The sequence below is a fragment of the Methylocystis sp. MJC1 genome, assembly GCF_026427715.1.
In the GTDB taxonomy this organism is placed as follows: Bacteria; Pseudomonadota; Alphaproteobacteria; order Rhizobiales; family Beijerinckiaceae; genus Methylocystis.
This window is the reverse complement of sequence record NZ_CP107558.1, coordinates 3,462,314-3,475,557: the sequence shown is the minus strand read 5'-3', so window position 1 is coordinate 3,475,557 and position 13,244 is coordinate 3,462,314. Positions and strand designations below refer to the sequence as shown.

Sequence of the window (13,244 nt, the reverse complement as noted above, 5' to 3'; positions counted from 1 at the left end):
GAAAGCGGCCTTCGCAAGGCGCCCGCCGCGCCCGCTGCGGCGAAGGCGGGTCAAGGCCGCGCGCCGGTCTTTCGCCGCCCGATTTCCGAGCAGCGCGACCTTGGTTAAGGGTTTTGGACGCGAAAATAAAGCCCGGCCCAACCTGACCGAGCAACGGGCCCGCTTCCCCAAGACCGCTCTTCATGGCAAAAGGCCCCAAAACAGAGGGGTCAAGACCAAAATGAGCGCCAATGAGACAGCCATCGCCGGGGTTTTTCCACAGCCGAACGAGGAGCAGTGGCGCAGACTCGTCGATAAGGCGCTGAAAGGCGGCTCCTTCGATTCCCTTATTTCCAAGACTTATGACGGCGTCGCCATTGCGCCGCTCTACGCCCGCGCGACGACGCAGAGCCCGCGCGCGCTGCGCAGGACGCCCGGCCGCTGGTCGATCCTCGGGCGCGTCGATCTCGCCGACGCCGACGCGGCGAATAAATTCGCTCTCGAAGATCTCGAAGGCGGCGCCGATGGCCTGCATATCGTCTTCGCCGGCTCGCAAGGCGCCTATGGCGCGGGTCTGACCAATGACAGCGACGAGACGATCGCGCATCTGCTCGCCAATATCCGCCTCGACTATGGCGTCCCCGTCCTCATCGAGGCCTCGCCCCGCGCGCCGAACGCGGTGGGCGCGGTCATGCGTTATGTCGACAGCCATCATATCGAGCCGTCGATCACCCGCATCTCCTTCGGCCTCGATCCCTTGGGGCTGCAGGCGCTGCACGGCTTTGCGCCGGCTCCGTGGCGCGAGGGCGCCAAGACCTTCGCCGAAGCCGCCAAGACCATTGCCAAGGCCGGCTTCGCCAATGGCGCCGTCGTCGCCGACGCCCGCGCGATCCATGCGGCGGGCGGTTCTGAAACGCAGGAGCTGGCTTTCGCGCTCTCGGCCGGCGTCGCCTATCTGCGGGCGCTCACCGACAACGGCCTCGACATCGAGACTGCCCGTTCGCTGATCGCCCTGCGCTTTGCCGCCGACGCCGACGAATTCCTGGGCGTCGCGAAATTCCGCGCCGCGCGCCGTCTCTGGGCGCGGATCGAGGAAGCCTGCGGCCTCGCGCCGAAACCCGTCCTGATTTTCGCGGAGACCGCCTGGCGCATGATGTCGCGCCGCGACCCGTGGAATAACATTCTGCGCGGCACGCTCGCGACCTTCTCCGCCGCGATCGGCGGCGCCGACACGATCACCGTCCTGCCTTTCACCCAGGCCTTCGGCGCGGCGGATGGTTTCGCGCGCCGCCTCGCCCGCGACACCCAGCTCGTGCTGCAGGACGAGTCCCATATCGACGTCGTCGACGATCCGACGAGCGGCGCCGGCGGCTTCGAGGCGCTGACGCAGGAGATCTGCGAACGCGCCTGGGCGGCTTTCCAGGAGATCGAGGCCGAGGGCGGCCTCGCCGCGGCGCTGGAGAAGGGCGCCTTCCAGGGCCGCGTCGCCGCGACGGCAGGCGAGCGCGCCAAGAAAGTCGCACGTTCCCGCGAGAAGGTGATCGGCGCCAACGAATTCCCGGATATTCACGAGAAGGCGCTCGACATCGCCGCGCCTTACGACGCCTCGCGGCTCGGCGCCGATGCGCCGGCCGGGGCGCTGAAGAGCGCCCCGCTCGCCCCGCATCGCCTTGCCGAGCCCTTCGAGCGGCTGCGCGATAATTCTGATGCTTTTGCTGAAAAGACAGGCAGCCGTCCGAAGGTCTTCCTGGCCAATCTCGGCTCGGTCGCGGCCTTCACGGCGCGCGCGAATTACGCCAAGAATTTCTTCGAAGCCGGCGGCATTGAAGCGGTTTTTGGCCCGGAGACGGAATCGGCGGCCGGTGTGGTCGACGCCTTCCGCGCGTCTGGCGCAAAACTCGCTTGCCTGTGCTCGTCCGACAAGATTTACGCAGACGCCGCCGAGCCGGCCGCCACCGCCCTGAAGGCGGCGGGCGCCAAGCTCTATTCCGCCGGACGGCCCGGCGAGATGGAGCAAAAGCTTCGCAATTCGGGCGTCACAGAGTTCATCTATGTCGGCTGCGACATGTATGACGTTCTGCAGCGGGCGCTCGAGGAGGCTAAATGAGGTTTTGGGCTATTGCGGTGGCGGCGTCGCTCGTGGCGAGCGGCGCGGTGGCGAAGTCCTATAAGCACCGCAAGGAGGGGGAGCAGAAAATCGCGGCGGCGGCGAGCCCCCGCGATCCCAACGGCTCCTGGGCCATCGAGGCAACGACGCGCGTCGGCGACTGCCCGGCGCTGATCCCGACGAGCCTCACAGTTGCAGACAACAAGGTTGCGAGCGCGTCCGGGGCCAGCGTCTCGGCCTGGGGCTATGTCGACGAGGACGGGAACATCGTCGCGCGCTTCACCGGGCAGGGCGAGCATGTCGCCCGCTTTCACGGATTGGTGAGAGGCGGCAAGGCCTCGGGCGCCTGGTCGTCGTCGACCGATATGTGCGGCGGCGCGTGGCGCGGCGAGCAGCAGTAGTTCCTGATCGACGCTTGGGCTTGCGAAGAACCTCGCGCCAGTGGCCGGGGCGCGGCGCCTTTTGGGTTTAGCCCGCTCTTGATCGCGCCGCGCCGCTCGGCCATAAATTGGGCCGCGCGGGACGCCGTTCGGGTTCCGCAATATCGAGGCGCCAGAAGGGCTTCCGCATATGTCGCGTCCGCCGCTCAACTCGCCGTTTCTGCTCGGCTTCGACGAAATCGAACGGGCGCTCGATCGCGTCGCCCGGAGCGGCACGGACGGCTATCCTCCCTATAATATCGAGCGCATCCCGCGCAGCGAAAATGAGCCTGAGCGGCTGCGCATCACCTTGGCCGTGGCGGGCTTCACCCGCGACCAGCTCGATGTTTCGCTTGAGGAAAACCAGCTTGTCATCCGCGGTCGTCAGGTCGACGACCGCGAGCGCCACTTTCTGCATCGCGGCATCGCCGCCCGGCAATTCCAGCGCGCTTTCCTGCTCGCCGACGGCATGCAGGTGCTCGGCGCCGATCTGGTGAACGGGCTTTTGTCGGTCGATCTCGTGCGGCCGGAGCCGGCGCGGGTGATCAAGAAGATTGATATTACCGCGCGGGATTGAGGTTCGCTTTTGTCGCGGGGCCTCTCTGCCTCGCAGGACTGTTCGTCCGCGACAGTCTCGAGCGTGAGCCCATCCCTCCCCTTTACGGGGAGGGTGATCCCGCGAAGCGGGGTCGAGTGGGGTAAAGCCCCACCAACGTCGTAGCGGCGCGAGCCCCACCCGGCGGCCTTTGGCCGCCGACCTCCCCGTAAAGGGGAGGTATTGGGGCTAACGACGCGAGATCGTCACCCCATCACCAAGAAACACTCAATCACTCCGCTGGCGCAGGCGTGGGCGGCTGCGCGCCCATCGTGGTCAGCTTTGTCGCCGCCATGATCGCCACGATCGTCAGCACATAGACGACCACCTGCATTTGCGACGGCTGATCGGCATAGCCGATGAGCGTATGCAGCACGCGGCCGGGGATGCTTTTGTCGGAGAGAATCCAGGAGGTGTCCCACACCGTATCGGTGAGCGCCGTGATCGTCCCCGATTGCTGGAGAAAGGCCACCGCCTGAGCGGCGAGGCCGGCGGCGAGCAGCGTGATCATCGCGGTCGTCACAGCGAAGAGCTTTTTGGGCGGAATGGAGACGAGGCCAAAGAAGGTCGCGAAGCTGGTCAAGGCGCCGAGCGCCAGGCCGCCGAGGCCGCCGATCAGCACGCTCGTGCCCGATTCGCCCGAGGCGAGCACGCCATAGAGGAAGAGCGCGACCTCCGAACCCTCGCGCAGCACGGCGAGGCCGACGACGGTCGCGAGCGCGAACAGCGTGCGGTCGCCCCGCGCCACCGCCTTGCCGACGGCGGAGAGCTCCTGCGCCAGCTCCTTGCCGTGCTTGGCCATCCAGACATTGTGCCAGGCGAGCATCGCCACCGCGAGGATCAGCACGCCGGCGTTGAACAATTCCTGCCCGCTGCCCTCAAAAGCGCGCGACAGCTGTTCGGCAAAGACGGCGACAATCAGGGCGCCCAATACGCCCGCGCCGGCTCCGCCTGCGATGAACCGCCGCGAGCCGTCGACGCCCTGCGTCACCGCCGCGACGATGCCGATGATGAGGCCCGCTTCGATGGCCTCGCGAAAGACGATGATGAGCGCGCCGAGCATTATTCGACAACCACCTCGCCCTTGGCGGTGTCCTCGTGGAATTCGCCGAAGAATTTATAGCGGCCGGCTTTCAGCGCCCGGATCTGGAAGGTCGCCTCGCTGTTGGCCGGAACGACCTTCTCGATGCGCAGCGGCTTCGACTCGAATTCCTCCGGCGTGCCATCGAGGTTTTTGACGACGAGCGTCGCGGGCTTGTCGGCGGGGATTTTCAGCTCGGCAGGATCGAACTTATGGTCCTTGATCGTGAGCGTATAGGTCTCGGCGGAAGCCGCGCCCGCAAAACCCGTGATGAAAATCAAAAACGCCGTCGCTATCCTGTTCATGTGCGTCGCTTCCTGGCCGAATACTTACCACAAGCAACGTAGGGACCAGCAGCGCGGCCGTCAAAGGGGATAGTCTGGATTTTTTCCAGACTACTGAGTTGACGTTTTTCTTACGCGCTACTGTCGCTTTTCTCACGCATCTTGCCGCGGCTGGCGCAGCATAATGTAAAACTATATGTTTTTCAATTATTTATCCGCCAGGATAGCCATGGCGGGCCTTGGAGGCGCGCACGAGCGAGATCGCCTTGGCGTCTTGTCCGGACGAACAGGCGGCGGCGGCTTCGGAGATTTCTCCCTGGATCTGGCCATAGACGCCCTGATTGACGTGGCCCATGGAGAGATCGTTGTCGATCACCGCCTTGTAGCGCGACACGGCGCCGGAGCAGCCTGAGCCTTCCGGCACCTGAAAGGTCGAAGGCGTGACGTTCTGCCGCGGTGGGTCGATGACGGGCTGACTCTGGCGTGGGGCGTTGCAACCGGCCAAAGCCGTTGCTGTCAGGCCGGCGGCAAGGAAAGCCGAAAGGCGCATGTCTCTCCTCCGAATCGGATAGGTTTTGCGCGCCAAGTCTTTAAAGCCCCGACCCAGCGCTCGGCAATGGCTGCGGCGCCCTCTTGCGGCTTCTCACTCCGCCGCGAGCACCTGCGGGGGCGGGAAGGCGACCTCGATCAGCGTGCCTTCGTTCTTGCGGCTCTGGATGGTGAAGGAGGCGTTGTTCGCTTCGATCAGCGCCTTGGTGAGCGGCAGGCCGAGTCCGGTCCCCGGCCTCTTAGGGGCGGTCAAGATCTGCTTGAAAGGCTCGAGCGCGATCTGCACTTCGTCGTCCGACATGCCGATGCCGGTGTCTTTGACACGGATGACGACATAGCCGGCGTCGGTGAGCGCGGAAGAGACGATCACCTGGCCGCCCGCTTCATTGAACTTCATCGCATTGGACAGAAGATTCAGCAGGATCTGCTTGAGAGAGCGCCTGTCGGCGCGGATCGGCGGCAGCCGCGGCGCAAGCGAGAGGCGCATGACGACGCGCGCCTGATTGGCCTGCGTCTGCATGATGGAGGCGCATTCCGAGATAACGGCGTTGGCGTCCACTCGGTCGAATTCGAGCTCCATCTTGCCGGCCTCGATCTTGGAGAGGTCGAGGAGGTCGTTGACGAGCGAGAGCACATGCGCGCCCGAGGCGTGCACGTCTTTGAGATATTCCTTGTATCGCACCGAGCCGATCGGGCCGAAGCGTTCTTCCATCATCACTTCGGCGAATCCGATGATGGCGTTGAGCGGCGTGCGGATTTCATGGCTGACGCGCGCGAGGAAATCGGATTTCGCCGCGCTCGCCTGTTCCGCCGCGTCGCGGGCGGCTTCCAGCTCGATATTGCGGATCTGTGAGCTAGGCTCCCGCAGGGTGAAGCAAAGCTTGCGCGCCGGGCCGAGACGGCGGCAGGACGCCTCGAAGCTCTTGGCGCCGACCCGCGCCGTCAGGCGCAGCGTTTCGCCGGTCTCGGTGGCGCGAATCAGCCTTGCCGCGAGCGCCCGCGTCTCTTCCAGCGCAAACAGCGAGGCCAGGGGCAGGCCTTCCAAGGCGCGGTTCTCGGTGTTGAAATGCGTCGCGAAACCGCCCGTGGCGTTCTCGATGCGGGCGTCATCGCCCAGGACGGCGACCGCGACGCCGCTCGCCTCGAGAATGGCGCGCAACTGGCTGTTGTCCGTCTGCAGGCGGGCAAGCTTTTCTTCACGCTCGCGCGCAAGCCCCAATGCGCTTTCCTCGGGGCCAGGCAGGCGGTTGCGATTGCGGCGCAGGGTGACGAGCGTCGCCGGCGCGCCGTCCCACTCGACGGATTGGAGGTGCACGTCGACGTCGAGGGTTTCTCCCTCGCTCGACTGCACGGCGGCGGCGCGCGCGCCGGGATTGGCCGGAGGCCGGCCGAAAAACATGCGCGCGAGCCCGCCGTCGGCTTCGAAAGCCGCAGCGTCCTTGTAGCCCAGATAGTCGAGCAGCGTGCGGTTGGCGAAAAGCGTCTGCGCCCCCCGCGCAATCAACACGCCCACAGGCAGGCAATCGAGAACATCCGCCGCCGGCAGCGCGGGCGCCTGATCAACAGAAGGTTGAGCGGGAGCGGGTTCCGACGCGCTTTTCTCGATCCGCTGAAGCTCCGCCGCAATGGCGTCGAGTCCGGAGTCGGCGGACGGCGCGTCCATAGCTTCCGTGCCCTCTGCGGACGCTTCTTCGCCCGAGTTCATCAGGGGAAGATCGCCAGCGCGCAAGGCGCGGGCAATCTCCTCGAAATTCATGCGTTCGGAAGACGTCAGCGCGTCTTTCTCCGAGACGGGCGAAACCCGGTGCTCCGGTTCTTGCCGAGGGGCTACGGGGCGCAAAGGAACGACATTCGCCGCGGGGTAAGCCTCGAGCGCCGGGGGCGGCAAAGGCTCAGGGGGCGCGGCGGGGCTCTCCTCTTTCTCCATGGGAGGCTCCGAGACGAAGGCGCGGGTAAGATGCAAGACGCCATAGCCCTGAAAGCCCGCGAAACGGCGATCGGCGTCCATAATCGGCAGCGCGCCAAGCGTCGCGGGCGCGTGCGCCGAGCACCCGTCGAGCGGCCAATTTACGTCTACGCCGCCCCAGCTTTTCCGAGTGGCGATCGCCGTCGCGAGCGCCGGGCCGAGGGAGAAATCGGCCGCAATCTCCTCGACGGCGCGGCCCAATATGTCGGCGTTCTCGACGCCCACGACGTCAGCGAGCGTCTGCGTCACATCGGTGAAACGGCCGGCGGCGTCGGTTTTCCAGAGGAAGCGGGCGCGGGGCCCATGTCGGGCCACAAGCATTTCCCGCGTCGCGGCTTGATCCTGTCGCGCAACGGGAGGTGGCGCGTCGACAGACTTCGCAGCCTGCGCGATCGCCGCAGTTTCGGTCGTGGCGTCCGGCTCGGACCGCTCCCGAGTCGCTTTCGCCGTCGCCGGGCGCACGCCCAGCGCTGCAATGACGAAACAGGCGCGCGCGTCACCCTCCGCCAATTTGCGGCAGAGGATGGTGATGGTTTGAGGCGCATCCGCGAGGTCAAAATGCAGGCGCTCGAGCCGCAGCGCGGCGCCGTGCCGGACCGATTCCACCAGCTCGACAAGTCGCTTCGCGCCGGGGGCGTCGCTGAAAAAGAGGCGCTTGGCCACGGCGTCGGCATCCGCGCCGAAAACCGCGCGGGCGGAATCGTTTAGATGAATGATTTCTAACGGATCGCCGCAAGCCGCAACAATTGGCGCCCCCGAAGCGTCGAGCGCCGAAAATGCAGGATCGGCCGCGATGCGGCTGGCGGCAAAACTGCCCCCTTCGACCTCGACCTGCGAAACGCTCATGACACAAACCGCCCTTGCGACGGAGACGCCGCCTCGCCGCCGTAGCGCCCCGGGGATTGACTTAATCCCTTTCAAAGGGGCGCCCAGGCTCGGGCGTTAACGCAAACTTAATCGTACGGCGAGGGCCGCGTCTATTGGAATTCACCCGAATTCCAGCGCATTTCTGTGCAAAGCCTTGTGTAGAACGTGGAGCATTGTGCGACGCACAATTTTGTTTGCGTTGCAGCAAAGTTTCGGGCATTGTTTCGTTACCAATCGACGTTACAGCCGATAGGCGACAAGCGCCGCGAACGCGGAAAAGCTCCGCGCGGCGTTCCAAAAGGGAGATGTCCATGGTTGACCCGATCTATCAGGTTCCAAATGAAGTTCGTGATTTCGCGGAGAAGAGCGTCGAACAGGCGCGTAAGGCCTTCGAGGGGTTCGCCGGCGCGGCCCATAAGGCGCTGAGCTCGACGAACGAACTGCCGATCGTGCCGCCGGGCGCCAAGGACGTCGGCGTCAAGGCGCTGTCTTTTGCGGAAGCTAACGTCAACGCCGCCTTCGACCTCGCGCAGAAGCTCGTGAAGGCGAAGGATCCGCAGGAGGTTTTCCAGCTCCAGGCGGAATATGTGAAATCGCAGCTTGCGACGATCCAGGAGCAGACGAAGGAACTGGGCGCCGCCATTCAACGGTCCACGACGCTCAAGTCCTGACCCATCGGTTCGAACACTCGAAGGAGCGGTATCATGGCGAAGCAAGGCAAAGCTGATCAGCACAGCGGCACCCCCGGCGCTGGGCAGGAAACCCCTGCCGAGGTCCCCGCGCCGGCCCCGGCGCCTGTGCCGGCGACGCTCGACGCTCACGCTGACGAAGCCGCGGCTCCGGCGCCGTTGAACGAGGGCGTCGCGAGCGCCGTCGTCGCGCCCCTCGCCGTCATCGAGGAGGCGATCGAGCCGGCGCAAGAAAGCTTCTCTGCCTCCTTCGAGTTCGACACGGCCCTTTGGTCGAAAAGATCCTTGGAGCTCTGGTCGGAAAACGCGGCCGCTTTCCTTGGGTTAGCCGAAGGAATCGCCAAGGCGAAAAGCTTCGAGGAGGTCGTCGACCTCCAGACGCGCTTCGCGAGCGAGCGCTTCGAGGCCTTCATCCGCCAGTCCACGGAGCTGATGGAATTTGCGAGAGGCTTGACGACCCTGACTGCTGCGCCGCTTTGCGACGCTTCGAAAAAGGCCGCTTAAGGCAGCGTTACCTCGTCATTGCGAGGAGCGGAGCGACGAAGCAATCCAGCGCTACCGCCGCCCTGGATTGCTTCGCTTCGCTCGCAATGACGGGCTTATTCTACAGCGTCGCGGCGATGAGGGCGCGCAGCGCCGGCGTGACGTTCGGCATGGTTCCGGTCCAATCGCGGAAGGCCGGTCGCGCCTGATGCAGCAACATGCCGAGGCCGTCGACCGGCGTCGCGCCCATGCGTCGCGCGGCGGCGAGCAGCGGCGTCTCCAGCGGGGCGTAGACGATATCTGCGACCAGCGCGGTCGTGGGCAGAGCGCCAAGCGAAAGGTCGAGCGGCTCCTGGCCGATCATGCCCTGGCTCGTGGCGTTGACGAGGAGCCCGGCGCCCGCAAGCGCCTCATGGCGTTCCTCCCAGGGATAGGCCGCAACGGGCGCGCCAAAGTCCGCGGCGATTTTCTCCGCGCGCGCCCGCGTGCGATTGAAGAGGCGGATTTCGCTCGCGCCCGCGTCGATCAGCCCCGAGACGATCGCTCTTGCGGCGCCGCCCGCGCCGATGACAATGGAGGGCCCGCTCGCGGCTTGCCACATCGGCGCGGCTTCATAAAGCGACGCGACGAAGCCATAGCCGTCGTAATTCTTGCCGGTGAGCGCGCCGTCGGGCTCCACCACCACGCAGTTGACCGCGCCGATGCGCGCTGCAGTCGCCTCGACCCGATCGAGGACGGCCAGCGCAGCTTCCTTATGCGGGATCGTGAGATTGCAGCCCGAAAACCCCAGCGCCGGCAGCGCGCGCAGCGCTGTCTCGAGCCTGGCCGGCTCCACCTTCAGGGGGACATAAGCGCCCTCGACGCCATATTGCGCGAACCAATGATTGTGGATCTTGGGGCTGCGCGAATGGCCTATGGGCCAGCCCATGACGCCCGCGAGAATGAAGCGGTGATGGTTCGACATTTCTTCTCCCGAGCGGCCCGAAACGGGAGCGATCGAATCCCCCGTTAGGGCCTGCCAGTCAAGCGCGCTTTCTGCCGATCCTGAATTATGCGAACCATTGACGTTCGAGCGGGCGCCCGGGCGCCGGCAGGGAAGGCTAGATGACTTTTACAAGGAACAGACGGCTAAGCGCACTTTTGGAAGATGCGGAACCATCCATCACCGCGCATTGGGAGCGCTGCCGCGAGAGCGCAGTTGCAGGAGCGACGCGAGAGGCGACCGATCGAATCGACGCGCGCATCCGGGCGTATTTCCAGGCGCTGAAGGCGCTTCCTGCGGCGGCGGAGGAGGAAAAAATCGTGAAGGCGCTCGCGAGCCTCTTCGACGACCTCGAAAGGATCGACCAGGAGACTGGCGGCGGCCTATTGGAAGAGGCCGAGCGCGATCTGCTCGAGCCTCTCTTTCTCAACGCGGCGGAAATTGCGGGATTGGACCCCAATAATTTCCCCCGCCGCGAGCCGGCGGGGCGCAAGCTCGATTTCAGCGTGGCGCGAGAGCGCTAAAGAGCGCGTCGTCCTCGTTCACGTCCTTGTTGCCGGTCGTCAGCAGCTTCTCGCCGTAGAAGATCGAATTGGCGCCCGCCACCAGGCAGAGGATCTGCGCCTCGCGGGTGAGGAAAGAGCGGCCCGCCGACAGACGCACGCGGGCTTTGGGCATGACGATCCGCGTCGTCGCGATCATGCGCACGAGATCCAGCGGGTCGACCTTGTCGCGCTCGGCGAGTGGCGTGCCCTCGACGGCGACGAGCGTATTGATCGGCACGCTTTCGGGATGCGGATCAAAGCCCGCGAGCACCTGCAGCATGCCGGCGCGGTCGCGCACGCTCTCGCCCATGCCGATGATGCCGCCGCAGCACATCTCCAGCCCGGCGCCGCGCACCGCCTTCAGCGTATCGAGGCGGTCCTGATAGGTGCGGGTGGTGATGATGTCGCCGTAGAATTCGGGCCCGGTGTCGAGATTGTGATTGTAGGCCGTGAGCCCCGCCTCGACGAGGCGCTGCGCCTGGGGCGCGTCGATCATGCCGAGCGTGACGCATGCCTCCATGCCGAGCTCCTGCACGCCGCGCACCATGTCGACCACCGCGTCGAAGCGCTTGTCCTTGGGCGCCGAGCGCCAGGCGGCGCCCATGCAGAAGCGGTCGGCGCCGGCCTCCTTGGCCGACTTCGCTGCGGCGAGCACGTCGTCCGTCGAGAGGAGATCGACACGGTCGAGCTTCACTTCGCGGTGATGCGCCGATTGCGGGCAATAGGAGCAATCTTCCGGGCAGCCGCCGGTCTTGATCGACAGCAGCGCCGACTTCTGAATGTCGTTGACGTCGTGGTAGCGACGATGGACCGCGTTGGCCTGGGCGATCAGATCGAGCAGCGGCAGATTATGGATCGCGACGATCTCGTCGATGGTCCAGTCGTGGCGGATGTCGAAATCAGCAGGCCCCACGGCGTTCACTTAGCGGCTCCCTTGCGGTTTTGCGAGCGGGCGGCGAGCTTGCGCTCGGGCGCGGCGGACTCCGGCTCCTTGGCGACTTTGGCCTTGAGGGTCATGAAGGCCAGATAGAGCGCTGCGACGACGTCGAAGCCGGCGTTGGCCACAACGAAAGGCGCCGGCGCGAAAGCCGAGCCCGAGCCGAAGTAATGCTCATAAAGCGTCCAGGCGGCGTGCAGCGCAAAGCCCACGGTCACGAACCACGGCGAGCCGATGATCGACAGACCGGCGAGCGTGCCGAAGAAGGCGACGGCGGTCATCTCGAAGCCGGTCCAAGTGTCGGAGTTCTCCGCGCGGATCGCGAAACCGACGTAAAAGAAAGAAATGGCGATGAGCGCATAGGCGGCGAGGAGGGCCGGTCGCGTCTTCGACCAGCGGGCGAGAACGCCGAGGCCGATGGCGAAGAGAACTCCGAGCCCCGCGAAGAGGGCAATTTCCACAGTGTCGAGCATGGCATGACCGTTGGGGCCCGGCAGACGGCGGGCGATTGACGATATTCTGGCCGCCCGTGGTCTATAAGGGCGGCTGACGGCTGGAACAAGGGCTGGCGCGCTTTCATCGGCTTGCTTTGCCGGCGTCGTTCTTGAGCTGTGCGATGCTTCCTTTCGAAGCTGACGCCTTATGCCGTTTCCGGTTGATCAGCTCGCATCGGGCGCTTGTCATTCCCGGCGGGCTGAAAGCCCGACCGGGAATCCAGAGCCACAAGAGCGCTGGTTTTGCTCTGGATTCCCGATCGCTCGCTGCGCGAGCGTCGGGAATGACACAGAACCCAATTAAGCGAATCTCGTATTATTGTCCCTTCGCGTCCCACATCGGCTTCTCGGGCGCGCGGAAATCCAGCTCCCACGTAAACTGGTCGATGAGATTGTAGCCGAGGATAAAGGACGTCTCGCGGCCCAGCGCCTCGCGCAGCGGGCCGAAATCATAGACGAGCGCGTAGAGATCACGCGCCACCCGCCCGTCGCCGAGATCGAGCGTCTTGATCTTGTAAAGACGGGACGAAAACTTTCTGCCGCCCACTTCGCTCGCTTTGGCTTTGTCCTTCGCGGGCGTGAAAAGCTTGCGGTTCTTTTTCATGAAGGCGAGATCGACGGCGCAGATTTCGGCGCCGGTGTCGAGAAGCCCGACGGTTGCAGCATTGCCCGCGCGCAGCTCTATGCCGACGAGGCGCTTGTCGGGGCCGATGAGCCGCAGCGGCTTGGCGTGACCGCTTGCGAGCGGCTCGCCGAAAAAGACCATCTCCTTGCGCTGGAAATCGAGCGAGAAACGCGCCTTCCTGAAGAAATCGAGGCCAAGGAGATCGTCGCCGTCATTCGCGGCGCAGCGCGAGACCTCATACGCCCCTCGCGCGATGTCGTTGCCCTGCTCGGCCTTCAACGCGACATTCTTGGCTTCGACATCCTCGCAAAGCGTCGTCTGCCCGGTGGCTCCGGCCGAGAGGCTTTGCGACAAGGCGGGCAAGTCCTTGTTCCAGGGCGCGAGCCGCAGGCGCGTCGTCGAGGCGCCGGTGTCGAGCCGTATGGTCCCCATGACATTGCCGAAGCGCATCGGGAGATAGATGCGCCCGCCGCCGTAATCGCTTTGCGTCAAGGTCATAGCAACGACGGAGCGGCTGGTCTGGGCGCAGGCGCCTTCCGCCCAAAGCGGCGTGGCGAACAGGGCGAGGGCGATGAGGCGAAGATATCTCATGCGCCGATAAGGCCCCTTTTAGGGCGACAATATCAAGCGGCTTCCCGAGCG

General features: G+C 65.2%; 14 protein-coding genes. 6 read left to right on the top strand and 8 right to left on the bottom strand.

Going from position 1 to position 13,244, the window contains the following annotated elements:
- The first annotated feature begins 220 nt into the window (after positions 1-220).
- The 3 genes from OGR47_RS16770 to OGR47_RS16760 all read left to right on the top strand — a co-directional run bounded on the left by OGR47_RS16770 (position 221) and on the right by OGR47_RS16760 (position 3,082).
- Positions 221-2,086 (top strand): methylmalonyl-CoA mutase subunit beta, encoded by a 1,866-nt coding sequence (locus OGR47_RS16770; RefSeq protein WP_165052328.1) that lies wholly within the window; start codon positions 221-223, stop codon positions 2,084-2,086.
- Entirely contained in the window at positions 2,083-2,487 is a 405-nt protein-coding gene (locus OGR47_RS16765; RefSeq protein WP_165052330.1) for a hypothetical protein, read from the top strand. Before OGR47_RS16770 ends, OGR47_RS16765 begins: the two co-directional genes overlap by 4 nt.
- A gap of 169 nt (positions 2,488-2,656) precedes the next feature.
- Positions 2,657-3,082 carry an Hsp20 family protein gene (locus OGR47_RS16760; protein ID WP_165052333.1) on the top strand — a complete coding sequence of 142 codons (426 nt, stop codon included), beginning with the start codon at positions 2,657-2,659 and terminating at the stop codon, positions 3,080-3,082.
- A gap of 250 nt (positions 3,083-3,332) precedes the next feature.
- Here the strand turns inward: OGR47_RS16760 and OGR47_RS16755 are convergent, their stop codons facing one another.
- The 4 genes from OGR47_RS16755 to OGR47_RS16740 form a co-directional block, all read right to left on the bottom strand.
- Positions 3,333-4,163: an FTR1 family iron permease gene (locus OGR47_RS16755; protein WP_165052335.1), complete on the bottom strand. Its 831-nt coding sequence runs from the start codon at positions 4,161-4,163 to the stop codon at positions 3,333-3,335.
- Positions 4,163-4,486 carry a cupredoxin domain-containing protein gene (locus OGR47_RS16750; protein ID WP_165052337.1) on the bottom strand — a complete coding sequence of 108 codons (324 nt, stop codon included), beginning with the start codon at positions 4,484-4,486 and terminating at the stop codon, positions 4,163-4,165. Before OGR47_RS16750 ends, OGR47_RS16755 begins: the two co-directional genes overlap by 1 nt.
- Before the next feature lie 190 nt (positions 4,487-4,676).
- Positions 4,677-5,015 (bottom strand): hypothetical protein, encoded by a 339-nt coding sequence (locus tag OGR47_RS16745; RefSeq protein WP_165052339.1) that lies wholly within the window; start codon positions 5,013-5,015, stop codon positions 4,677-4,679.
- A 93-nt stretch (positions 5,016-5,108) separates the two neighbouring features.
- Positions 5,109-7,826, bottom strand: coding sequence for a sensor histidine kinase (locus tag OGR47_RS16740; RefSeq protein WP_165052341.1), 2,718 nt, complete (start codon positions 7,824-7,826; stop codon positions 5,109-5,111).
- Positions 7,827-8,158: 332 nt separating this feature from the next.
- Here OGR47_RS16740 and OGR47_RS16735 point away from each other — a divergent pair, with 332 nt between their 5' ends.
- Together OGR47_RS16735 and OGR47_RS16730 are read left to right on the top strand one after the other, a co-directional pair.
- Complete coding sequence (locus tag OGR47_RS16735; RefSeq protein WP_165052344.1) at positions 8,159-8,518, top strand: phasin; 360 nt, start codon at positions 8,159-8,161, stop codon at positions 8,516-8,518.
- Positions 8,519-8,551: 33 nt separating this feature from the next.
- On the top strand, positions 8,552-9,040 hold the full coding sequence (locus OGR47_RS16730) for a phasin family protein (RefSeq protein ID WP_165052346.1): 489 nt from the start codon (positions 8,552-8,554) through the stop codon (positions 9,038-9,040).
- Positions 9,041-9,140: 100 nt separating this feature from the next.
- Here the strand turns inward: OGR47_RS16730 and OGR47_RS16725 are convergent, their stop codons facing one another.
- Positions 9,141-9,983, bottom strand: a complete 843-nt coding sequence (locus tag OGR47_RS16725) for a shikimate dehydrogenase (protein ID WP_165052348.1) — start codon at positions 9,981-9,983, stop codon at positions 9,141-9,143.
- Between the two features lie 140 nt (positions 9,984-10,123).
- Between OGR47_RS16725 and OGR47_RS16720 the strand changes: the two genes are divergently transcribed.
- The gene (locus OGR47_RS16720; protein ID WP_165052350.1) at positions 10,124-10,525 is read left to right on the top strand and encodes a hypothetical protein; all 402 of its coding nucleotides are present in this window, start codon (positions 10,124-10,126) and stop codon (positions 10,523-10,525) included.
- On the opposite strand, the gene bioB is transcribed toward OGR47_RS16720, so the two are convergent.
- The 3 genes from bioB to OGR47_RS16705 form a co-directional block, all read right to left on the bottom strand.
- A complete protein-coding gene (gene bioB, locus OGR47_RS16715) occupies positions 10,503-11,468 on the bottom strand; it encodes a biotin synthase BioB (protein ID WP_165052352.1) in 966 nt (321 codons plus the stop codon). The two genes, OGR47_RS16720 and bioB, sit on opposite strands and share 23 nt — an antisense overlap.
- Entirely contained in the window at positions 11,465-11,956 is a 492-nt protein-coding gene (locus OGR47_RS16710) for a PTS sugar transporter subunit IIA (protein WP_165052355.1), read from the bottom strand. The genes bioB and OGR47_RS16710 overlap by 4 nt, the downstream gene beginning before the upstream one ends.
- A 337-nt stretch (positions 11,957-12,293) precedes the next feature.
- Positions 12,294-13,193: a retropepsin-like aspartic protease gene (locus OGR47_RS16705; protein WP_165052357.1), complete on the bottom strand. Its 900-nt coding sequence runs from the start codon at positions 13,191-13,193 to the stop codon at positions 12,294-12,296.
- Positions 13,194-13,244 lie beyond the last annotated feature (51 nt).

Excerpts from the sequence above, each read along its gene's own strand:
- OGR47_RS16770 (WP_165052328.1), top strand. The coding sequence starts at position 221 with ATGAGCGCCAATGAGACAGCCATCGCCGGGGTTTTTCCACAGCCGAAC.
- OGR47_RS16765 (WP_165052330.1), top strand. The coding sequence starts at position 2,083 with ATGAGGTTTTGGGCTATTGCGGTGGCGGCGTCGCTCGTGGCGAGCGGC.
- OGR47_RS16760 (WP_165052333.1), top strand. The coding sequence starts at position 2,657 with ATGTCGCGTCCGCCGCTCAACTCGCCGTTTCTGCTCGGCTTCGACGAA.
- OGR47_RS16755 (WP_165052335.1), bottom strand. The coding sequence starts at position 4,163 with ATGCTCGGCGCGCTCATCATCGTCTTTCGCGAGGCCATCGAAGCGGGC.
- OGR47_RS16750 (WP_165052337.1), bottom strand. The coding sequence starts at position 4,486 with ATGAACAGGATAGCGACGGCGTTTTTGATTTTCATCACGGGTTTTGCG.
- OGR47_RS16745 (WP_165052339.1), bottom strand. The coding sequence starts at position 5,015 with ATGCGCCTTTCGGCTTTCCTTGCCGCCGGCCTGACAGCAACGGCTTTG.
- OGR47_RS16740 (WP_165052341.1), bottom strand. The coding sequence starts at position 7,826 with ATGAGCGTTTCGCAGGTCGAGGTCGAAGGGGGCAGTTTTGCCGCCAGC.
- OGR47_RS16735 (WP_165052344.1), top strand. The coding sequence starts at position 8,159 with ATGGTTGACCCGATCTATCAGGTTCCAAATGAAGTTCGTGATTTCGCG.
- OGR47_RS16730 (WP_165052346.1), top strand. The coding sequence starts at position 8,552 with ATGGCGAAGCAAGGCAAAGCTGATCAGCACAGCGGCACCCCCGGCGCT.
- OGR47_RS16725 (WP_165052348.1), bottom strand. The coding sequence starts at position 9,983 with ATGTCGAACCATCACCGCTTCATTCTCGCGGGCGTCATGGGCTGGCCC.
- OGR47_RS16720 (WP_165052350.1), top strand. The coding sequence starts at position 10,124 with ATGACTTTTACAAGGAACAGACGGCTAAGCGCACTTTTGGAAGATGCG.
- OGR47_RS16710 (WP_165052355.1), bottom strand. The coding sequence starts at position 11,956 with ATGCTCGACACTGTGGAAATTGCCCTCTTCGCGGGGCTCGGAGTTCTC.
- OGR47_RS16705 (WP_165052357.1), bottom strand. The coding sequence starts at position 13,193 with ATGAGATATCTTCGCCTCATCGCCCTCGCCCTGTTCGCCACGCCGCTT.